Origin of the sequence: Mangrovimonas spongiae (genome assembly GCF_003944795.1) — a bacterium.
GTDB classification, from domain to species: domain Bacteria; phylum Bacteroidota; class Bacteroidia; order Flavobacteriales; family Flavobacteriaceae; genus Mangrovimonas; species Mangrovimonas spongiae.
In genome coordinates this window covers 175,709-195,616 of sequence record NZ_RWBG01000002.1, presented here as the reverse complement: position 1 = coordinate 195,616, position 19,908 = coordinate 175,709, and the positions used below count along the sequence as shown (strand labels likewise).

General features: G+C 32.6%; 22 protein-coding genes. 14 read left to right on the top strand and 8 right to left on the bottom strand.

The genetic code is table 11. The annotated features are described in order from the left end of the window. Window positions 1-65: 65 nt before the first annotated feature. The 6 genes from corA to EJA19_RS05190 are packed head-to-tail and all read right to left on the bottom strand — an operon-like array spanning window position 66 to window position 4,545. Window positions 66-1,133, bottom strand: coding sequence for a magnesium/cobalt transporter CorA (gene corA / locus EJA19_RS05215; RefSeq protein ID WP_125467298.1), 1,068 nt, complete (start codon window positions 1,131-1,133; stop codon window positions 66-68). A gap of 23 nt (window positions 1,134-1,156) precedes the next feature. Continuing rightward, a complete protein-coding gene (locus EJA19_RS05210) occupies window positions 1,157-1,699 on the bottom strand; it encodes a mechanosensitive ion channel domain-containing protein (RefSeq protein WP_125467664.1) in 543 nt (180 codons plus the stop codon). A gap of 60 nt (window positions 1,700-1,759) precedes the next feature. Continuing rightward, window positions 1,760-2,344 (bottom strand): Maf-like protein, encoded by a 585-nt coding sequence (locus EJA19_RS05205; RefSeq protein WP_125467297.1) that lies wholly within the window; start codon window positions 2,342-2,344, stop codon window positions 1,760-1,762. Then, on the bottom strand, window positions 2,344-3,258 hold the full coding sequence (locus EJA19_RS05200) for a geranylgeranylglycerol-phosphate geranylgeranyltransferase (RefSeq protein ID WP_125467296.1): 915 nt from the start codon (window positions 3,256-3,258) through the stop codon (window positions 2,344-2,346). The genes EJA19_RS05205 and EJA19_RS05200 overlap by 1 nt, the downstream gene beginning before the upstream one ends. An 8-nt stretch (window positions 3,259-3,266) precedes the next feature. Continuing rightward, window positions 3,267-3,797, bottom strand: a complete 531-nt coding sequence (locus EJA19_RS05195; RefSeq protein ID WP_125467295.1) for a KdsC family phosphatase — start codon at window positions 3,795-3,797, stop codon at window positions 3,267-3,269. Then, complete coding sequence (locus tag EJA19_RS05190) at window positions 3,787-4,545, bottom strand: Rossmann-like and DUF2520 domain-containing protein (RefSeq protein WP_125467294.1); 759 nt, start codon at window positions 4,543-4,545, stop codon at window positions 3,787-3,789. Before EJA19_RS05190 ends, EJA19_RS05195 begins: the two co-directional genes overlap by 11 nt. Window positions 4,546-4,594: 49 nt before the next feature. On the opposite strand from EJA19_RS05190, the gene EJA19_RS05185 reads away from it, so the two are divergent. Both EJA19_RS05185 and ccsA read left to right on the top strand, forming a co-directional pair. Further along, entirely contained in the window at window positions 4,595-4,981 is a 387-nt protein-coding gene (locus EJA19_RS05185; protein WP_125467293.1) for a group III truncated hemoglobin, read from the top strand. A gap of 103 nt (window positions 4,982-5,084) precedes the next feature. After that, window positions 5,085-8,273 (top strand): cytochrome c biogenesis protein CcsA, encoded by a 3,189-nt coding sequence (gene ccsA, locus EJA19_RS05180; protein ID WP_125467292.1) that lies wholly within the window; start codon window positions 5,085-5,087, stop codon window positions 8,271-8,273. A gap of 81 nt (window positions 8,274-8,354) precedes the next feature. Here ccsA and EJA19_RS05175 read toward each other — a convergent pair whose 3' ends face one another. Then, on the bottom strand, window positions 8,355-8,726 hold the full coding sequence (locus tag EJA19_RS05175; RefSeq protein ID WP_125467291.1) for a hypothetical protein: 372 nt from the start codon (window positions 8,724-8,726) through the stop codon (window positions 8,355-8,357). A gap of 172 nt (window positions 8,727-8,898) precedes the next feature. On the opposite strand from EJA19_RS05175, the gene EJA19_RS05170 reads away from it, so the two are divergent. The 3 genes from EJA19_RS05170 to EJA19_RS05160 all read left to right on the top strand — a co-directional run bounded on the left by EJA19_RS05170 (window position 8,899) and on the right by EJA19_RS05160 (window position 11,870). Further along, complete coding sequence (locus EJA19_RS05170) at window positions 8,899-9,528, top strand: Crp/Fnr family transcriptional regulator (RefSeq protein ID WP_240640218.1); 630 nt, start codon at window positions 8,899-8,901, stop codon at window positions 9,526-9,528. A gap of 56 nt (window positions 9,529-9,584) precedes the next feature. Next, the gene (locus tag EJA19_RS05165) at window positions 9,585-10,379 is read left to right on the top strand and encodes a sulfite exporter TauE/SafE family protein (RefSeq protein WP_125467289.1); all 795 of its coding nucleotides are present in this window, start codon (window positions 9,585-9,587) and stop codon (window positions 10,377-10,379) included. 72 nt (window positions 10,380-10,451) lie between these two features. Continuing rightward, the gene (locus EJA19_RS05160; RefSeq protein ID WP_125467288.1) at window positions 10,452-11,870 is read left to right on the top strand and encodes an MBL fold metallo-hydrolase; all 1,419 of its coding nucleotides are present in this window, start codon (window positions 10,452-10,454) and stop codon (window positions 11,868-11,870) included. 38 nt (window positions 11,871-11,908) lie between these two features. Here EJA19_RS05160 and EJA19_RS05155 read toward each other — a convergent pair whose 3' ends face one another. Then, the gene (locus EJA19_RS05155; RefSeq protein ID WP_125467287.1) at window positions 11,909-12,907 is read right to left on the bottom strand and encodes a metal-dependent hydrolase; all 999 of its coding nucleotides are present in this window, start codon (window positions 12,905-12,907) and stop codon (window positions 11,909-11,911) included. 142 nt (window positions 12,908-13,049) lie between these two features. Here EJA19_RS05155 and EJA19_RS05150 point away from each other — a divergent pair, with 142 nt between their 5' ends. The 9 genes from EJA19_RS05150 to cydB all read left to right on the top strand — a co-directional run bounded on the left by EJA19_RS05150 (window position 13,050) and on the right by cydB (window position 19,790). Beyond that, entirely contained in the window at window positions 13,050-13,391 is a 342-nt protein-coding gene (locus EJA19_RS05150; protein WP_125467286.1) for a rhodanese-like domain-containing protein, read from the top strand. 10 nt (window positions 13,392-13,401) lie between these two features. After that, on the top strand, window positions 13,402-13,671 hold the full coding sequence (locus EJA19_RS05145; RefSeq protein WP_125467285.1) for a heavy-metal-associated domain-containing protein: 270 nt from the start codon (window positions 13,402-13,404) through the stop codon (window positions 13,669-13,671). 6 nt (window positions 13,672-13,677) lie between these two features. Then, window positions 13,678-14,676 (top strand): c-type heme family protein, encoded by a 999-nt coding sequence (locus tag EJA19_RS05140; RefSeq protein ID WP_125467284.1) that lies wholly within the window; start codon window positions 13,678-13,680, stop codon window positions 14,674-14,676. Between the two features lie 11 nt (window positions 14,677-14,687). Continuing rightward, window positions 14,688-14,984, top strand: a complete 297-nt coding sequence (gene trxA / locus EJA19_RS05135) for a thioredoxin (RefSeq protein ID WP_125467283.1) — start codon at window positions 14,688-14,690, stop codon at window positions 14,982-14,984. Next, window positions 14,984-15,568, top strand: a complete 585-nt coding sequence (locus tag EJA19_RS05130) for a methyltransferase domain-containing protein (RefSeq protein WP_125467282.1) — start codon at window positions 14,984-14,986, stop codon at window positions 15,566-15,568. The genes trxA and EJA19_RS05130 overlap by 1 nt, the downstream gene beginning before the upstream one ends. Before the next feature lie 181 nt (window positions 15,569-15,749). Then, window positions 15,750-16,382, top strand: a complete 633-nt coding sequence (locus tag EJA19_RS05125; RefSeq protein ID WP_125467281.1) for a DUF2202 domain-containing protein — start codon at window positions 15,750-15,752, stop codon at window positions 16,380-16,382. A 168-nt stretch (window positions 16,383-16,550) separates the two neighbouring features. Then, window positions 16,551-17,276, top strand: a complete 726-nt coding sequence (locus EJA19_RS05120; protein ID WP_125467280.1) for a peroxiredoxin — start codon at window positions 16,551-16,553, stop codon at window positions 17,274-17,276. A gap of 103 nt (window positions 17,277-17,379) precedes the next feature. After that, window positions 17,380-18,711: a cytochrome ubiquinol oxidase subunit I gene (locus tag EJA19_RS05115; RefSeq protein ID WP_125467279.1), complete on the top strand. Its 1,332-nt coding sequence runs from the start codon at window positions 17,380-17,382 to the stop codon at window positions 18,709-18,711. A 2-nt stretch (window positions 18,712-18,713) separates the two neighbouring features. After that, window positions 18,714-19,790 (top strand): cytochrome d ubiquinol oxidase subunit II, encoded by a 1,077-nt coding sequence (cydB, locus tag EJA19_RS05110; RefSeq protein WP_125467278.1) that lies wholly within the window; start codon window positions 18,714-18,716, stop codon window positions 19,788-19,790. The last annotated feature ends 118 nt before the right edge of the window (window positions 19,791-19,908 follow it).

Sequence of the window (19,908 nt, the reverse complement as noted above, 5' to 3'; positions counted from 1 at the left end):
TCAGCGTTAAATATAAAAAGAAAACCAGCGGTTAAGCTGGTTTTAAAATTTCTTTAACGTAAAGTTTAAAGCCATTTTTTTCTTCTAAAATAGTATATCATTCCTAGAAATATAATAATCATAATCCCCCAAACAACATAATAGGCGTTATTGTAATGAAGTTCCGGCATGTTATCGAAATTCATACCGTAGATTCCCGCAATAAATGTTAGTGGAATAAAAATGGTAGCTATTATGGTTAGTACTTTCATAACTTCATTCATGCGGTTGCTAATATTGGTCATGTAAAGGTCCATTAAACTCCATATCATTTCGCGATAAATATCGATAGTGTCTGATAATTGAATAATATGATCGTAAATATCGCGATAGAACTGTATGGTTTTTTTCTGAATAAACTTTGTCTCGCTTTTTTCTATTCTATTAATAATTTCTCGTAATGGAAAAATAGCGCGACGTACTTTTAGGAGTTCTTTTTTCAAATTAAGAACTTGCTGGCTCATGTTATCGGCAGCTTCGCCTTCAAAAAGGACGTCTTCAATATCTTCAATTTTATTTCCTAAAGTTTCCGAAACAATGTAATAATGGTCGACTATGGCATCTATTAAAGCATATAATAGATAATCTGAGTTGGATGTTCTTATGCGACCTTTTCCATTACGTATACGTTCTCTAACTGTGTCGAAAACATCGCCTTCCGACTCTTGAAAAGTTAGCACGTAGTTTTCTCCCATAACAAAACTTACTTGCTCTATAACAACATCTTCGTTGGTGTTGTAGTAAAGCATTTTTAACGAAATAAAAATGTAATCATCGTATTCGTCAATTTTTGGACGTTGCGATGTGTTTACAATATCTTCTAAAATTAAAGGGTGAAGATCGTAATGTATTCCTATTTTTTCTATTTCATCAATATGATTAAGACCGTTAAGGTTTATCCAAGTAATGGTGTTTGACGCTTTATACTTAAAGGCTTCTTCTACACTTTTTAATTCGGCTTCAATAGCTTGTTCTGGGTTGTAATCAAAAGATTCAATAAAGAGTTTTTCAGATATTTTATCACCTGTATAAACAATTGCGCCAGGAACTTGCCCAACATGTTTTTTATATTTGGAGGTACGTTTTTTGCCCATAGTTTACTAAAAGTACATAATTTTTATAAAGCATCGTGGCCATCGTCGTAACTATTTGCAATAGCATCTTTTTTTAATAATGTTACTGGTTTTTGTAGGATAAGGTTGTTAGGGTAAGTTACTAAATCGCCATTGTCCAAGCGTAAATGAAGTTGAAAAGCGCCAATGTCTTCAATAATAGCTTTAATAGGGAAATCTTTATCGTGTATTTCTATTTTGTCACCTACTTTATAAGGGAAATTAAAAAACATAATAATACCCGAAGTAATGTTACTTAAAATAGACCAAACAGCAAATAAACCAATACCTATTACAGCAAAAACTGAAGAAAAAACTAAGGCAATGTCTTTAAACTCTGTGCCAAAAATAATGGTTTCGATTAACAGCGCAATTAATAGGAGCGTAACGGTAACATAGCGGTTTATTAAATGAATACGGGCATCGTTTATACCACTTTTTTTTCCAATTTTATTTATAGTGACTCGTGTTAAAAAACGGATAATTAATAAAATAGCGATTAATATTACCGATTGAATGAGTTCTGATTTATACGTTTCAAAAAACATAGTTGTAAAATATCTAGGGTTGTTTAACAAAGATAGTTTACAAAATAAATTTTGAAGCATTTAAAGAAAACTATTTAACGTTTTATAAACGAGATCTGTTGGTAAGCCAACAACGTTAAAATACGAGCCTTCAATTTTTGTAATGCCTATTTTTCCAATCCATTCCTGTATACCGTAAGCACCAGCTTTATCGTATGGTTTATACGTTTTTATATAATACTCAATTTCTTCACTAGTTAATTTTTTAAAGGTAACTTTTGTAATTGAATTTACTGTTTTTTGAAGTGTTTTAGTGGTAAAACAAACCGATGTAATAACCTCGTGTGTAGTATTGCTCAAGGCATTTAACATAAAAAAAGCCTCGTCTTCAGATGTTGGTTTTCCTAACGCCTCGTTGTTGTGCCAAACTATAGTGTCGCTAGTGATTAAAATATCTTGCTCTTTAAGCTCGTCTTTAAAAGGTAGTGCTTTTAACTGTGCTAAATAATCACTTATTTCAAAATGGTGTAACCTGTTGGGGTATTCTTCTTTTACAGGTTTTAAACGAATGTCAAAATCTAGGCCTAAATCTTTAAAAAACTGTTGTCTTCTAGGAGACCCTGAAGCTAAAATAATATGATAGTTTTTAAGTTTGTCGTTTAGCATTAATCTTTTAAAATAAATGGGTATAAAAGCATGGATAAGATACCAAAAAGCATAACTAATTTAAGCAAATTACTAATACCATGTAGTTGCTTTTTTGTTTCAGCAGAAAATAATTTAATACTAATGTAAATTAATGGTGCAATAACAAACAACAAAAAGTAAGTAACAGCAATTATTTGATGGTATAAATATGTTGCGGTATAATAAACTATTGAAAGAATAGGAAGTAAGGATATTATAAAAGCAATTTTTATAGCACGGTCTCTACCAATGGCAATAGGTAGCGTATTCATTCCAGATTTATAATCGCCATCAATATCTTCAATATCTTTAACAATTTCACGAATTAAATTAATAAAGAAAGCGAACATGGCGTAGTCCAAAATAATCTTAAAAAATGTAGATTGAGTGTCTTGGTTTTGAGGTGTAATTACAGGGAGTAAGTCGAAAACACCAACAATAATTAGGCTTAAAGCCACAAGGATAGAAATTAAAATATTACCTGCTAAAAGGACTTGTTTTAAATAACTGGCATAAAAATATAGCGAAGCCGATACAAAAACAAAGAGTCCAAAAAACACATCTTTCCCAATGGCTGTAGCAACATAATACCCTAATAAAACGCCAACAATATTACATGCAAAAAACAGATTGTAGGCCAATTTCTCGGAAATAGACTTTCCAATTAAAACAGCGTTTGGGTTGTTTATTAAATCGGTATCAACATCGTAAATATCGTTAATAATGTTCCCAGCTGCAGCAATACATACCGATGCTAAAACTAGAAGTGTAAAATGTAGTCCGTTTAAGGCCGTGGCAACTCCAAAGGGTTCTAAAAGGGCATATTTAACTAAAATTTGAGATAAGGCTATTAGGCCTAAATTTTTCCAACGGATAAGGTTTAAAATCGCCATAAGTTGTATTAATCGTATTCAGCATCAAAGTTACTATTCCATTTTTCCTGAACTTTTAAAACTTGCTCAATAACATCTCTTACAGCACCTTTACCACCATTTTTGTGAGAGACGTATTTAGAAATGCCTTTTATTTCTGGAACAGCATCTTGTGGACAGCATGGTAAACCTATTAATTTCATAACCGGGTAATCGGGAACATCGTCACCCATGTACAACACATTTTCGGCTTTAATATTGTAAATGTCTAAATATTCATCTAGCTGTTCAATTTTATTATGTGCGCCAAGATAAATATCGGTAACTCCTAAGCCACGTAAACGTTTACGAACCCCTTCGTTGGTGCCGCCAGAAATAATACATACATTAAATCCTGCTTGTAACGCTGTTTTTATGGCGTAACCGTCTTTAATATTCATGGTTCTTAACATGTCGCCGTTAGTTGTAATGGTTATTGTGCCATCGGTAAGCACGCCATCAACATCAAAAATAAATGTGGTTATATGTTCTAAGTATTCTTTGTAACTTTTATCTTCCATGTGTGTTTTTTATTGAAGCTGTAAGCAGCTCGTATATGTCTTTATGTTTCGAGTTTTCTAATTGTTTTAAATGACGTTTTATTGTTTTTTTATCATGTCTTACGGCTGGTCCAGTTTGCGCCATGTAAGGCGAAACGGTTTGTACTTTTTTGGCCGTTTCCATAATTAAAGGTTTTAAGATATCGAAATCAATGCTTTTAGCGTCGCTTATTTCATGAGCAATACGATATAATTGATTGGTAAAATTATTTACAAATACAGCCGAAAGGTGTAGCGTTTGGCGTTGTTCGGTATTAATTCTATACCATTTGCTTCCAATGGCTTCTGTAATGGTTTTTAGGATGTCAATATCTTGTTTATCTATAGTTTCTATACAAATAGGCACCTGTTTAAAATCCATATCAACGCCTTTAGAGAACGTTTGTAAAGGATAAAATACACCGCGTCTTAATTTTTTGTCTAAATCATGAATACCAGCACTACCCGAAGTATGTACAACTAATCGGTTTTCAAAAGGTAGATTAGATGAGACTTGTTTTATGGCATCATCACTAATAGCCATAAGATAAACATCGGCTTCAACTAAATCATCTAATGTATTGGTAATTGCAACCTCATTTTTATACGTACTAATTTTAGACAAATCGCGATTATACCACTGCTTTACTTGTAATTGGTTACTTTGTGTAAAAGCCTTATATAAATGTGTGGCTACATTTCCAGCTCCTATAATGCAAATTGAAATCATGCCGCTAAAATACTGAAGTATCTTATGATTTAAAAGTATCTTTGTAAGTATGAATAAAAAGGATTTAAAAAATAGAGAAGATGTTAAGCTATTGGTTTGTAGTTTTTACGATAAAATAAGAACACACGAGGTGTTAGCACCTTTTTTTGAAAAAGCCATTACAGATTGGGATGCACATATTGAAAAACTAACAGACTTCTGGGAGGCTAGCTTATTTTTAAAAACAAAGTTTTATGGTAATCCGCTACAAGCACATATAGAAGTAGATAGAAATAATAACCATAGTATTACGCAAGAACATTTTGGTTTATGGCTAAACTTATGGGTTAATACTGTTGATACTCTTTATAAAGGCGACTATGCTGAAAATGCTAAAAGCAAAGCAAGGAAAATGGCTAGTTTCATGTATATAAATATTTTTTCCGCGAGAAAATAGTTGTCATAATTTTATAATTTTTAACATCTCAAGTTCATTTAAAAAGGCTTAAAGTAAACAAAAAGACTTACCTTTGCACGAGCAAAAAATAAGCCGCTTTATCATGCTAAAAAAACTTACCAAAACACTTTTCTCCACAAAACTTACTGCTGTCTTATTTATTGTATTTGCTGCAGCAATGGCCATAGGAACTTTTATGGATGCTGGAGAAGAAACATCGCCTACAGCATACTCAAGAAACATGATTTACAATACCTGGTGGTTCGAAACCATTATGGTTATGTTTGTTATTAACTTTATAGGAAATATTAAAAAGTATCGGCTTTTACGAAAAGAAATGTGGGCTACTTTAATTCTACACTTATCTTTTATTTTAATAATTGTTGGTGCAGGAATTACACGATATATAGGTTACGAAGGCATGATGGGAATTCGTGAAGGCGCTACCGAAAACACGTTCCTGTCTAGAGAAACATATATTACAGCTTATATAGATGGCGATTACGAAATAAATGGTGTGGCACAACGCTTACCTAGAGAATGGCCAGTAGATTTCTCACATAGATTAGAAAACGATTTTAAAGAGACAGCTGTTTATAATAATCAACCTGTAACGTTTGAGCTGGAACGATTTATCCAAGGAGCAGAACTCGATGTAGTGCCTTCGGAAGATGGGGAAGAATATTTAAAAATAGTAGAAGCAGGAGGAGGAGCACCGCATAATCACTTCCTTCAAAGCGGTAAGGAGCAACTTATACACAATGTTATTTTTACATTAAACAAGCCTATAGAAGGTGCCGTTAATATTACTAATCAAGATGGAAAATTAACCATAGAATCTCCTTTTGAAGGCGAGTATATGACTATGGCTACTATGGCAACAGGAACGTTGGTGAAAGACTCTATTCAGCCTCTAATATTACGTTCACGTTATATTATCGGCGACATGCAAATGGTGTTTCCTAAGCCTGTGGTTAAAGGACAATTTGAAGCTGTTAAAAAATCGAAACTATTAAAAGGCGATGAAGACGGTGTGATATTAAAAATCACCTCTGAAGGTGAAACAAAACAAGTTCACCTACTAGGCGGACAAGGTCATAGCAACCCTTTTGAACAAGTAAACATTGCAGGCTTAGATATTGCAGTTAAATATGGTTCAAAAACAAGAGAATTACCATTTAGTATTAAGTTAAACGACTTTATTGCAGAGCGTTACCCAGGAACCGAAAACAGCTATTCTTCATATGCCAGTGAAGTCACTGTTTTAGATAAACAAGAAGGCGATTTTGACTATCGAATTTTTATGAATCATATTTTAGACCATCGTGGTTATCGCTTTTTTCAAGCTAGTTTCGATCCCGATGAAAAAGGCACAAGACTTTCTGTAAATCATGACTTTTGGGGGACTTGGATTACTTACATTGGTTATGCATTATTATATTTAGGATTGTTGGCTATTTTATTTGATAAGAATACGCGTTTTGGAGAATTAAAACGATTGCTTAAAAAAGTTAAAAACAAAAAAAGTGCTTTAACTATAGTGGCGTTATTGTTTTTTACAACATCGTTTGCACAAACCGAGGCAACACAGACTAGTCATATTCATAATCAGCCAACAAAAGCAGAAATAGATTCTATAATCCATGCTAATATAACACCCAAAGAACATGCTGATAAGTTTGCGCATTTGGTAATACAAGATGCAGGAGGAAGAATGATGCCTGTAAACACATTTGCTTCTGAAATGCTTCGTAAATTAAGTAAACACGATACTTATAACGATTTAGATGCCAATCAGGTGTTTTTATCTATTCATGAAAGCCCTATGTTATGGTACAATGTACCTATCATTTACCTAAAGCCTAAAAAATCAGATTCATTAAAACAATTAATAGATGTTCCTAAAGAGCGAGATTATGCAGCTTTAGTTGACTTTTTTAACGACAGAGGCGATTATAAACTTGGTCCATATTTAGAAGAAGCTTATAAGGCACCAATACCTAACGGATATCAAAAAGAACTTAAAGAAGCCGACCAGAAAGTAAATTTACTGTATAACACCATAGAAGGCTATGCTTTAAGAATATTCCCGCTTCCAAATAACGAAAATAATAAATGGATATCTTCTACAGAATACAGAAGAGATGGTTATAAAGAGCAAGTAAACGATTCGTTATACGGAAACTTTATTAATAGCGGATTTAGCGCTTATCTTTTTACACTAAACAAGGCAAAACAAACAAAAGACTTTAAAAAAGCCGAAGAACTATTAGAAGCCTTTAAAAAGACGCAGCATAAATACGGTAGCGAGGTCATGCTATCTGATAAAAAGATAAATACCGAAATACTCTACAATAAGTACGATATTTTTAAAAACTTATTTAGTTGGTATATGTACGCTGCTACTTTAATGTTTATACTTATTATCATACAAATTTTTAATGATAAGAGTAAAGTATTACCAGTAATAATCAATGTATTTATAGGGATTATTCTTTTACTTTTTGTGTTACATACTGCTGGTTTAATAGCAAGGTGGTATGTTTCTGGCCATGCACCATGGAGCGATGCTTACGAGTCTATGATTTATGTCGCTTGGGCAACCATGTTATTTGGATTAATTTTTGGAAGAAAGAGTAATTTAACCTTAGCTTCTACAGCCTTTGTTACTTCTATGATTTTAATGATTGCTCATTGGAATTGGATGGATCCTGCCATAGCAAACCTACAACCTGTATTAGATAGTTATTGGTTAATGATTCATGTCGCTGTAATTGTAGCAAGTTATGGGCCATTTACATTGGGTATGATTTTAGGTGTTGTGTCATTATTACTAATGATTTTTACAACAAAAGATAACAAGAAGAAAATGAAGCTAAACATACAAGAACTAACCATTATAAATGAAATGGCATTAACCGTAGGTCTTGTTATGTTAACCATAGGAAACTTTTTAGGCGGTATGTGGGCTAACGAAAGTTGGGGACGCTATTGGGGTTGGGATCCTAAAGAAACTTGGGCTTTAATTAGTATTATGGTTTATGCATTTGTAATTCACATGCGTTTGGTTCCAGGCTTACGCAGTAGATTTGGATTTAACCTAGCTTCAATAATAGCATTTGCTAGTATCATGATGACATATTTTGGGGTGAATTTTTATTTAGCTGGATTACATTCTTATGCAAGTGGAGACCAAATAATAAGTTTAAAATTTATTGGAATAGCATGTGCAATAGTAGCTGTTTTAGCCATCTTGGCTTACAGGAAGTATGCAAAGTTTTATAAAAAATAGGTTACCTTAATATCATTAAACCAAAAAAAAATCAATCTTGTTTAAGATTGATTTTTTTTTTTGTTTTGTAAAGTGTACTTTTTATAACTTTATAGGATTCTTATCTAAATTTAAATCATCTAGCATATCTTGGGTGAATTTATAATGTCCACGCCTAGTTACAATTTTAAACCTATGATCTTTCATTCTAGTTAAGACTTCAAGAAAGCGCCATTTAGATTTTAAAAGTTTAGGTTTTTCAGATTTCAAACTAATTTCAAAGTAATGTTTCCTACCTGCCTTTTCGGCAACTATATCTGGTGTAATTGTTATATCGCTACCTTTTTTAAGGTACGATTTAGGCGCTTCATAACCTTCTAAATCAGCTTTAATGTTACTAAAGCCACGCTTCTCTAAATAAGCTAAGGTTTCTTGTAAGAAAACTTCGTTTTCAGTTTTATCTTGTGCTATCATGCTATTAAGATATAAAAAAATATTAATTATTTTATTTATATAATGTTAAAAAAACAACTTGACTCTTTGAAATATAGCTTTTTAAGTGTTTTGTGCTTAGTTTTTGTTCTGTATAGAGTACAGGAAATTAATTAAGAAGTAGTATTTTGCAACTTGTAGGACAATGCACAATATGGAAACATTTTTAGAGAATTATCAAAATATATTTGAAAGCGACTTAGTCAATGAAATTACTCAAGTTGGTATATTTAAAAAAGTAAAGAAAGGGGAGTTAGTTCTTGATGTTGGCGAATACATTAAATATATGCCTTTAATTGTTTCAGGAGCTATAAAAGTGATGCGTGAAGATGAAGAAGGCGAAGAGTTGTTGTTGTATTTCTTAGAGGTAGGCGATACGTGTGCCATGACTATTTCATGTTGTTTAGGACAAAAGAAAAGTGAAATTACAGCTATTGCAGAAACCGACTCTAGTTTGGTTATGATTCCCGTTAAATATATGTCTATTTGGATGTCTAAATACCAAAGTTGGCAAAACTTTATTTTAGAAAGTTATAATGAACGTATAAGCGAACTTTTAGAAGCCGTAGATACCATTGCTTTTTTAAAAATGGATGAGCGTATATATAAATATCTTAAAGATAAAGCTATGGTAAACCGTAACGACTTAGTAGAGGTAACACATCAACAAATAGCAAACGATTTACACACATCAAGAGTTGTTGTTTCTAGACTGCTTAAATCGTTAGAAAAACAAAACATAATAGAGCTACAAAGAAACTGTATTAAAGTTCTAAAATTGTAACCATTGTTACGCTTTATATAAATTAACACTATTACCTTTGAAGCAAAATAAGTGATTTGGAAGATATTTTAGGATATTTAGGCGCATTGGTTATAGGGTTAGTGTTAGGATTAATAGGTGGCGGTGGTTCTATACTAACCGTTCCTTTATTGGTTTATTTATTAGGGTATAACCCAGTAGTAGCGACTGCTTACTCGCTTTTTGTAGTAGGATCTTCTTCAGTAGTAGGGGTAATTCAAAAGCATCGAAAAAAGCAAGTAGATTTTAAAACGGGATTCACTTTTGTTTTTCCATCGTTTATAGCGGTTTACATGTCCAGACGGTTTTTAGTTCCTTACATACCAGATGAGGTATTCTCTCTTGGTAGTTTTGTTTTAACCAAAGAAATGGCTATCATGGTTTTTTTCTCGTTAGTCATGTTTTTGGCTTCGATATCGATGATAAGAGGCCGAAAAAATCTAGAAGACGAAAATCAACAAAAATCACAACCTTATTATAAAACCTTTATACAAGGACTGTTTATAGGATTGGTAACAGGTTTAATAGGAGCAGGAGGCGGTTTCCTGTATGTGCCAGCATTAGTTATTTGGGGTGGATTAAGTATGAAAAAAGCCGTAGGCACCTCATTAATTATTATAGCTTTTAACTCATTAATTGGGTTTACAGGCGATATACAAACCTTAGAGATAGATTGGGGGTTCTTATTAACCTTTTCAGCCATTACAATTATTGGCATTTTATTAGGAGGCTATTTTTCAAAATATATTTCTAACAAAAAACTTAAAAAAAGCTTTGGTTGGTTTGTTATGTTAATGGCAATTTATATCTTAATAAGAGAAATTTCAGCGTAGTAATAATTGTAACTTAAGTCACTAATTAACTAAAAAAACATTAGTAATTTTGAGTCACTAAAAAAAACGATAATGATTATAGAACAAATATATACAGGATGTTTAGCTCAAGGAGCTTATTATATAGAAAGTAAAGGAGAAGTGGCTATTATAGATCCGCTTCGCGAAGTACAACCATACATTAATAAAGCTTCAGAAAACAACGCGAATATAAAATACATTTTCGAAACCCATTTTCACGCCGATTTTGTTAGTGGACATGTCACCTTATCAAAGAAAACAGGAGCACCAATAGTATATGGTCCTAATGCAAACCCAAGTTTTGATGCCGTAATAGCCAAAGATGGACAAGAATTTAAACTTGGAGATATAACCATAATAGCCTTGCATACACCAGGACACACTATGGAAAGTACTACCTATCTTTTAAAAGATGAAAATGGTAAAGACCATGCTATTTTTAGTGGAGATACGTTATTTTTAGGAGACGTTGGTCGTCCAGATTTGGCCCAAAAAGGAAAAGAGTTAACACAAGAAGATTTAGCAGGCTATTTATTTGATAGTTTACGTCAAAAAATTATGCCTTTGGCAGACGAGGTTATTGTTTATCCTGCGCATGGTGCCGGATCGGCTTGTGGGAAGAATATGATGAAAGAAACGGTAGACACTTTAGGTAACCAAAAGAAAATGAATTATGCCTTACGTGCCGATATGACTAAAGAGGAATTTATTAAAGAAGTTACCGATGGCTTAGCGCCACCACCAGAGTATTTTCCGCTTAATGTTAAAATGAATAAAGAAGGTTACGAAGATATTGATGAGGTGTTAGAGCGTGGCACAAAAGCATTATCACCAAAAGCTTTTGAAGTAGCTGCCAATGAAACAGGCGCAATTGTGTTAGATGTTCGTCATCAAACAGAATTTGTGAAAGGACACATTCCAAGATCTATTTTTATTGGTATAGATGGTGGATTTGCCCCTTGGGTAGGCGCTTTAATTGCCGATGTGAAACAACCTATTTTAATCGTAGCCAACGAAGATCGTGTAGAAGAAACCGTTACACGCTTATCTCGTGTTGGATTTGATAATACATTAGGATACTTAGAGGGTGGTTTTGAGGCTTGGAAAGCATCTGGTAAAGAAGTTGATACTATAGAATCTATTTCTGCCGAAGAATTTAAAAACAGATTAGAATCCAATAATGAACTTCCTATTTTTGACGTTAGAAAAGAAGGAGAGTATGTAAGTTCTCATATTGAAACAGCACACTTAACACCGTTAGACTTTTTAAACAAACACCTTAGCGAATTTCCAGAAAGCAACGATTTTTACGTGCATTGTGCTGGTGGATACCGCTCGGTAATAGCAGCCTCCATTTTAAAAAGTCGTGGTATTCATAATTTAATAGATGTTGCTGGCGGATTTTCAGCTATAAAAAAGGCAGGTATTTCTGTAACCGATGAAGTCTGTCCAACAACCCTTAAAAAATAAACTTAAAAATTAATCAGCATGGCTTTTTGTTATGCTGATTAATTTCCTTGAATTCTCTCCCATAAATCGTTAAGCATAGCTTTGGCATCACCTGGCTTTCTAGGTTGTTCAATAAATGTAACATGCCCCAAAGCATCTTTTTGTATTAAAAACTGAAACACAAAGTCTTGAGAGTTGGGTTTTAAGTTTAACAACCCAAAACGTAAGTCGTTAAAATATAGGTCACCATTTTTTTGTGAAATCGTATACCAACCTTCCGAAATAGTAATCATACGTTGTACCTTTTCATGTGTTTGTAACTCACCTAGTAAATGATGATTTTTAGGATACGAGGTAAAACGAATAGGTTTAGAATCGAAAAAAGAATAATTTCCTAATAAATACGCCTCTTTGGTATCTATATTAGCATTCCACAGAATAGTATTTAATGGAGAAGGTCTTGTATCAATAGCAAGATAATCTATATTTTGATCTTCTAAAGCGTGTTTAAATTGTGTATGGGCGGCCCACTTTAATCCTAAACTAATCAACAAGTAAAAAGAACTGATCGTTAATCCTAAAGTATTAAACAACCGACGTTTTTTACTCGTTCTGTTTTGAAGCATAGTTAAAATCAAAAACACCAAAAATGGCAACGTGTATAGGGGGTCGATAACAAAAATATTTTTGTAGGCTAAACGTAAATCAAACGGCCAAAAAAGTTGTGTTCCCCAAGTCGTGTGAGCATCTAGTAAAGGATGTGTTAAAAACGCCCAAAAGAATAACCAAGTCCAGTCTTTAATGCTTTTATGAGTTTCAATTTTCGAGATTAACCACCCAAAAATAGGTGCAAATACAATAGAAAAAACAATAGAATGTGTAAACCCACGATGAATTTCTAAAGCAGAAACGGTATCGGTCACATAAGAAGCTATAACATCCAAATCTGGAATAGTACCAGCAATGGCTCCATAAAACATGGCTTTATTGCCAACTTTTCGTCCTAAAACGGCTTCGCCAACCGCAGCACCTAATACAATTTGAGTAAGAGAATCCATATTTTTTTGCTGTGCAAAGCTATTTAAAAAAGTGTTTAAACAGCTAAATGTTAGTTATAATTTAAGTAGTGTAACATAGGTTACTAATAAATATAGATATATAGCTTAATTTTATACTTCGTATAAATTTAATAATAAAAGTATGTCATTTTTATCAGCATTATTTACATCTAAAAGTCAAGACAGCAAGTCTGTAGTTGGGCTTTCTTCAAAAGAATTTAAAACGCAAATAGAACATAAAAAAGTGCAATTAATAGATGTTAGAACTCCAAGAGAGTTTAAATCGGGTTGTATAAAAAAAGCCAAAAACATAGATTTTTTCTCTGGAACGTTTAACAAAGAATGTCTTAAATTAGATAAAGAAAAACCTGTTTATGTATATTGTAGAAGTGGTAACAGAAGTCGTAAAGCAGCAAATAAGTTAGCCAAAATGGGCTTTACTAAAATTTACGACCTTAATGGTGGAATTTTAAGATATAGTTAAAAACGCACCTATGAAAACAACAATAATCGTTCAAAACTTAAAATGTGGAGGTTGTGCTAATACTATAACTAATAAACTGTCTGAGGTTAATACCATTTCAAACTTAAGTATTAGTATAGAAGAAAGTAAAGTCACGTTTACTCATAATAAAGAGACAGATGTCATGCTAGTAAAACAAGCTTTAAGAAATTTAGGGTATCCTTCAATAGATGCTGCAAATCCGCTAACAGCTAAAGCAAAATCGTTTGTAAGTTGTGCCACAGGAAAACTATCTAAATAACATATTATGAAAAAAATAATAATATTAGCTTTTTTATCGATGGTCATTTTTAGTTGTAAAAATGATACAAAAACTCAAGTGTCTGCTTTAGATAAGCAATTACAGGCACAAAGTCACCCTGGTAAAAAATTAATGGAGACAAATTGTTATACCTGTCACAGTCCTTCGGCTAGTCATGAAGATAGAATTGGTCCGCCTATGATCGCTATTAAAAAGCATTATATAGATAGTAATACTTCTAAAGAAGCGTTTATAAAGTCTATGCAAGAGTGGATTAAAAACCCCACTGAAGACAATGCAAAAATGTTTGGTGCAGTAAAGCGTTTTGGCGTTATGCCTAAACAACATTTTCCAGAAGAAACCATACGGCAAATAGCTGATTACATGTACGATTTTGATATTGAACAACCCGAATGGTTTGAAGATCATTTTAACGAACAGAAAGGGCAAGGAAAAGGCGCTAGAAAGGGGCAAGGAAAAGGGATGCAAAAAAAACAAGTACAAACTAATGATGAAGCCCTTCCTTATGCCGAACGCGGTTTAAAATATGCCTTATCTACAAAAGCAGTATTAGGGAAAAACCTTATGGGAACCATACAAAAGCAAGGCACCATAGAAGCCCTAGCTTTTTGTAATGAAAAGGCCTATCCGTTAACAGATAGTATGTCGGTTGTACATAACGCTAATATTAAGCGCGTATCAGATAAACCAAGAAACCAAAATAATCAAGCTAATTCAGAAGAATTAGATTACATAAAGACATTTAAGCAAGTAGTTGCAAGTAACGAAGAACCTAAACCTATGGTAAAGAAATTAGACAATAAAGTGCAGGTCTATTATCCTATTGTTACAAATACCATGTGTTTACAATGCCATGGTAAACCTAATGAAACTTTGGCGCAATCTACATTTACAAAGATTAAAGCACTTTATCCTAGTGATAAGGCTATAGGGTATAATGCTAATGAGGTTAGAGGAATGTGGCGTGTTACTTTTGCAAAATAAATTAAAGAATTATGAGCAAGTTTTCAGAAATAATAAATCAAGAAAAACCAGTATTGGTCGACTTTTTTGCTGAATGGTGTGGTCCATGCAAAATGATGAGTCCTATTTTAAAGCAAGTAAAAGAGAGTATGGGCGATAACGTTTCTATTATTAAAATAGATGTTGATAAAAATCAAACACTAGCAGCTAAATACCAAGTAAGAGGCGTACCAACACTATTGTTATTTAAAAATGGAAAGCAAGTTTGGCGGCAATCAGGTGTGTTGCAAAAAGATGAGATAATCAATGTAATAAAGACAACAAATTAATGAATTTATCTGAAACGTTTTGGGATAATAAATATAAAAACAACGAAACAGGTTGGGATTTAGGAGAGGTATCGCCGCCCATAAAAGCTTACATAGATCAATTAACCAATAAATCGTCACATATTTTAATTCCTGGTGGCGGAAACTCTTACGAAGCCGAATATTTACATAATAAAGGCTTTAAAAATGTGTATGTGGTGGATTTATCTAAAACAGCATTATCTAATCTTAAAAAACGTATACCAACGTTTCCGTCATCACATTTAATTCAAAAAGATTTTTTCGATTTAGAGATGACTTTCGATGTCATTTTAGAGCAAACCTTTTTTTGCGCCATAAATCCTAATTTAAGAGAACAATACGTTACCAAGTCTAACGAACTTTTAAAACCTAAAGGTAAAGTTGTAGGCCTACTTTTCGATGTGCCTTTAAATACCGACAAACCACCATTTGGTGGCTGCAAAAAGGATTATATAACATATTTTGAAAAGTATTTTAATATTGTTTTAATGGAAGAAGCTTATAACTCTCATGATACAAGACACGGAAAAGAACTCTTTTTTATTATCAAGAAAAAAGACTAGCCATAATTTAAAAAAACTTAAAAACAAGAAAAGAGGAAAGTGACTTACAAGCTTTCCTCTTTTTTTATGTGTAAAAGCTTTAATACAAGGTATGTGCAAAAAGTATTAAGTAACATAGGTTACAATAAAAAAGGGTAATACACACTAACTTTAACATGGACAAATATAAAAACAACTCACCATGAAAAAGCTAAAAATAACGTCAATCCTTACCGCTCTTATTATAACAGTATCAATGTCATTTTTAAGTGCATGTAGCTCAGATGACGATGCGAATGCGAGAAACTTCAATGTAAATCAACCACTAACAGAAACAGATAAAGATGCATTGCTATTTATGTTAGAAGAAGAAAAGCTAGCAAGAGACACCTACATATATTTAAATAATGAGTGGTCTTTAAGCCAGTTTAATAACATAAAAGATAGTGAACAGATGCATATGGATGCTGTGGAAAACCTTTTAACGCAATATAATGTAGCTTATACTATTTTACCCTTAGGAGAGTTTCAAGATAATATGTTGCAAGATCTTTATGACCAGTTTATCATAGATGGAACGATAAGCCAAGCAAATGCGCTTCAAATTGGAGCCACTATCGAAGATTTAGATATTGTAGATTTAGAAGATTATATAAATGCCACATCGAATACCAATTTAATTCGTGTCTTTGAAAAGCTTCAATGTGGCTCTCGTAACCATTTAAGAAGCTTTGTTAGCGCTATAGAAAATGCGGGTGATACGTATACACCACAATACTTATCGCAAGAAGATTATAATAGCATTTTAGTAGGAAGTCACGAACAGTGTAATTAAAAATAAAGACTTGATAGATATCATTTTATGATTTTTCTTTTTGTACTAATTTAGTTAATCACGAAAAGTAAAAACCGTTTTTTTTAAGTCTCTTGTGTAACTTAAGTAGCATTGATAAATTTTATAACTTATTATATTTGGTATAAATAAATTTAATACAAAAACATCATGAATAATTCAGAATCAACAACAGAAAAAGAAGTGTTTTCAATGCCAAGAATAGGCGATAAAGCACCAGAATTTAAAGCAGTAACGACACAAGGTGAAATAAATTTTCCGTCAGATTATAAAGGTGAATGGGCTATTTTATTTAGTCACCCAGCAGATTTTACACCAGTTTGCACTTCAGAGTTTATGACCTTTGCTCATTTAGAAGAAAAGTTTAATAAAGCCAATTGTAAACTAGTAGGTTTATCGGTAGATGGCTTGTATAGTCATATCGCTTGGCTTAGAACAATAAAGGATAAAATTAAATTTAACGGTATGGAAAATGTAGAAGTTAAATTTCCTTTAATTGAAGATATTACCATGGAAGTCGCCAAGAAATATGGTATGATTCAGCCAGGTGAACATAAAACACAAGCTGTAAGAGCTGTCTTTTTTGTAGACCCAGAAAGTGTTGTAAGAGCAATAATTTATTACCCGTTAAGCTTAGGAAGAAACTTCGACGAAATTTACAGAGCATTAATAGCCATGCAAACATCAGATAAGTTTAATGTAGCAACTCCGGCAGATTGGGAACCAGGAAAAGACGTTATTGTTTCTCCTGCAGGTTCTTGTGGTGTAGCTGAAGAACGAATGACAAGCACAGAAGATTTAACTTGTGAAGATTGGTTTTTCTGTACTAAGAAATTAGATAAAGACTTAGTACTTAACGAAGTTTTAAAATCATAATTTTAAAAAAGAAAAGGCTCTCAATATTGAGAGCCTTTTTTTATATTAAAATAGTATAAAACAACTAATTACATTGTATTTTTAAAGAACACAAAAACCAACTATGGAAGATATGCTTTTTTACGATAGGATGCAGTTTGCATTTACTATCACATTCCATTATTTATTTCCACAATTAACTATGGGATTATCTTTAATGATAGTCTACTTTAAATGGAAATTTCTCAGAACCAAAATTGATAAATACAACGATGCTGCAAAATTCTGGATGAAAATTTTTGCGCTTAACTTTGCTATGGGGGTAGTTACTGGTATTCCTATGGAGTTTCAATTTGGTACCAATTGGGCCAAGTTTTCAGAACTTACAGGAGGTATTATAGGTCAAACACTCGCCATGGAAGGTATGTTTTCCTTCTTTTTGGAATCCTCCTTTTTGGGTCTCTTTTTATTTGGAGAAAAATTATTAGGTCATAAGTTACACTTTGTAACAGGCTTTTTAGTTTTTTTAGGGTCTTGGGCAAGTGGTTATTTAATAATTGCTACCCACTCATGGATGCAATACCCTGTAGGATATGAAATTTTAGAAAACGGAAAATTTGTGCTTAATAATTTTAGTGCTTTATTTTCTAATCCTTGGTTACTGCCATCTTATTTACATAATCAATTGGCTTCAATCATCACATCATCTTTTGTGGTTTCTGCAGTTGGAGCGTTTTATCTTTTAAATAAAAAGCATACAGAGTTTGGGAAGCTTTTTGTAAAAACAGGCGTTATTTTTGGATTAATATCTAGTGTTCTTGTGGCATTTCCAACCGGTGATTGGACAGCAAAAAATGTAGCAAAACACCAGCCTGTAACCTTTGCCGCTATGGAAGGTATTTTTGAAACCGAAGAAGGCGGCTCAGAAATTGTGCTTATTGGTCAGCCAAATGTGTTAGAAAAGAAATTAGATAATAAAATAGCCGTTCCAAATGTACTCAGCTTTTTAACCTATCAAAAATGGGATGCGCAAATAAAGGGGCTTAATGAGTTTAACGAAGAAGATTACCCAACAAATATTCCAGGATTATATTATGCATACCATATTATGGTTGGCTTAGGAACCATTTTTATAGGAATTATGTTATTAGCCAATATCCAATTATTTAGGGAAAAGCTATATAAAACAAAATGGATTTTATGGGGACTAATGTTTATGTTACCATTTCCTTATATAGCGAATACAACAGGATGGTATACAGCAGAATTAGGGAGACAGCCTTGGTTGGTTTACAACTTATTACGTACAGCAGAAGGTGCTTCTCCTACAGTTTCTTCGGGTAATACACTATTTACCTTACTTGGTTTTATAGGATTATATTTATTGTTAGGCTTATTATTTTTAATACTAGCAGGGAAAATTATTAATAAAGGACCACAACTTAATCAAAGCTAATTATGGAATTATTTTGGTATATCGTTTTAATGTGTATGCTCGCTATTTATGTTATTTTAGATGGTTACGATTTTGGCGCCGGTATTATTCATTTATTTTTTGCAAAAAAAGAGAAAGATAAAAAGGCTATAACCAATGCAATTGGTCCGTTTTGGGATGCTAACGAAGTCTGGTTAATTGCAGCTGGAGGGGTGTTGTTTTTTGCTTTTCCAACGTTATATGCTTCTTCATTTAGCGGGTTTTATTTGCCACTAATTATTATTTTATGGTTACTTATTTTTAGGGCTGTTGGTTTGGAACTTCGAGGGCAAATACATAATAAAATGTGGGAAAGCATTTGGGATAAAGCTTTTGGTATTTCGAGTTTGTTATTGGCCTTGTTTTTTGGAGTAGCACTAGGAAACGTTGTAAGAGGTGTAAACTTAGGAAATGTGGTTAATGGTGTGTCAACACATGAAGCACATTATTTCTTTTTACCACTTTGGAACCCAACATTTAGTCCACAAACAGAACAATTAGGCATTATAGACTGGTTTACCCTTTTATTAGGAATAATTGGAGTAGTTTCTTTAACAATTCATGGTGCTAATTGGATTATTTTTAAAACAAATTCTAATTTAAATAATAAACTAAAGCGTATTGTTTTCAACCTCAATTTTGTGTTGTTGGGACTAATAGTTATTTCATTGTTAATTTGGCATATTATAGAACCTAAACCGTTTCATAATTTTTTAAGCAACCCTTGGTTATGGATTTTTCCCGTAATAACATTGATAGGCGTTTTAGGGCTGTTTAACGTAAAAGGATTTAAAAAAGATGGATATGGTTTTTTGTTTTCATCATTGTTTTTATTTGGCGGATTAACTTCCACAGTAGCATCTATATTTCCAAAGGTTTTACCGTCTACAAATACTGTAAATCCAGATTTAACTATTTACAATGTGGCTGCACACGATTATGGCCTATCTGTAGGTGTTTATTGGTTTATTATTGCTATTATTTTAGTTATAGCATATTTTACTATTCAGTATCGTGTTTTTAAAGGTAAAATGGATGATGTTGGTTATGGAGAGCATTAATTATTAATAGTAACAACTAGTTTATAAAAAGCAGCAATTAGGCTGCTTTTTTTGTGTAACATAAGTTACGTTTTAAGTTGTTGAAAAATGCCATCTTTATCAGAAGATTAATAAGGTG

What these genes read in the sequence shown, in the direction of transcription:
- corA (WP_125467298.1), bottom strand. Translation starts at nt 1,133, where the DNA reads ATGGGCAAAAAACGTACCTCCAAATATAAAAAACATGTTGGGCAAGTT.
- EJA19_RS05210 (WP_125467664.1), bottom strand. Translation starts at nt 1,699, where the DNA reads ATGTTTTTTGAAACGTATAAATCAGAACTCATTCAATCGGTAATATTA.
- EJA19_RS05205 (WP_125467297.1), bottom strand. Translation starts at nt 2,344, where the DNA reads ATGCTAAACGACAAACTTAAAAACTATCATATTATTTTAGCTTCAGGG.
- EJA19_RS05200 (WP_125467296.1), bottom strand. Translation starts at nt 3,258, where the DNA reads ATGGCGATTTTAAACCTTATCCGTTGGAAAAATTTAGGCCTAATAGCC.
- EJA19_RS05195 (WP_125467295.1), bottom strand. Translation starts at nt 3,797, where the DNA reads ATGGAAGATAAAAGTTACAAAGAATACTTAGAACATATAACCACATTT.
- EJA19_RS05190 (WP_125467294.1), bottom strand. Translation starts at nt 4,545, where the DNA reads ATGATTTCAATTTGCATTATAGGAGCTGGAAATGTAGCCACACATTTA.
- EJA19_RS05185 (WP_125467293.1), top strand. Translation starts at nt 4,595, where the DNA reads ATGAATAAAAAGGATTTAAAAAATAGAGAAGATGTTAAGCTATTGGTT.
- ccsA (WP_125467292.1), top strand. Translation starts at nt 5,085, where the DNA reads ATGCTAAAAAAACTTACCAAAACACTTTTCTCCACAAAACTTACTGCT.
- EJA19_RS05175 (WP_125467291.1), bottom strand. Translation starts at nt 8,726, where the DNA reads ATGATAGCACAAGATAAAACTGAAAACGAAGTTTTCTTACAAGAAACC.
- EJA19_RS05170 (WP_240640218.1), top strand. Translation starts at nt 8,899, where the DNA reads ATGGAAACATTTTTAGAGAATTATCAAAATATATTTGAAAGCGACTTA.
- EJA19_RS05160 (WP_125467288.1), top strand. Translation starts at nt 10,452, where the DNA reads ATGATTATAGAACAAATATATACAGGATGTTTAGCTCAAGGAGCTTAT.
- EJA19_RS05155 (WP_125467287.1), bottom strand. Translation starts at nt 12,907, where the DNA reads ATGGATTCTCTTACTCAAATTGTATTAGGTGCTGCGGTTGGCGAAGCC.
- EJA19_RS05150 (WP_125467286.1), top strand. Translation starts at nt 13,050, where the DNA reads ATGTCATTTTTATCAGCATTATTTACATCTAAAAGTCAAGACAGCAAG.
- EJA19_RS05145 (WP_125467285.1), top strand. Translation starts at nt 13,402, where the DNA reads ATGAAAACAACAATAATCGTTCAAAACTTAAAATGTGGAGGTTGTGCT.
- EJA19_RS05140 (WP_125467284.1), top strand. Translation starts at nt 13,678, where the DNA reads ATGAAAAAAATAATAATATTAGCTTTTTTATCGATGGTCATTTTTAGT.
- trxA (WP_125467283.1), top strand. Translation starts at nt 14,688, where the DNA reads ATGAGCAAGTTTTCAGAAATAATAAATCAAGAAAAACCAGTATTGGTC.
- EJA19_RS05130 (WP_125467282.1), top strand. Translation starts at nt 14,984, where the DNA reads ATGAATTTATCTGAAACGTTTTGGGATAATAAATATAAAAACAACGAA.
- EJA19_RS05125 (WP_125467281.1), top strand. Translation starts at nt 15,750, where the DNA reads ATGAAAAAGCTAAAAATAACGTCAATCCTTACCGCTCTTATTATAACA.
- EJA19_RS05120 (WP_125467280.1), top strand. Translation starts at nt 16,551, where the DNA reads ATGAATAATTCAGAATCAACAACAGAAAAAGAAGTGTTTTCAATGCCA.
- EJA19_RS05115 (WP_125467279.1), top strand. Translation starts at nt 17,380, where the DNA reads ATGGAAGATATGCTTTTTTACGATAGGATGCAGTTTGCATTTACTATC.
- cydB (WP_125467278.1), top strand. Translation starts at nt 18,714, where the DNA reads ATGGAATTATTTTGGTATATCGTTTTAATGTGTATGCTCGCTATTTAT.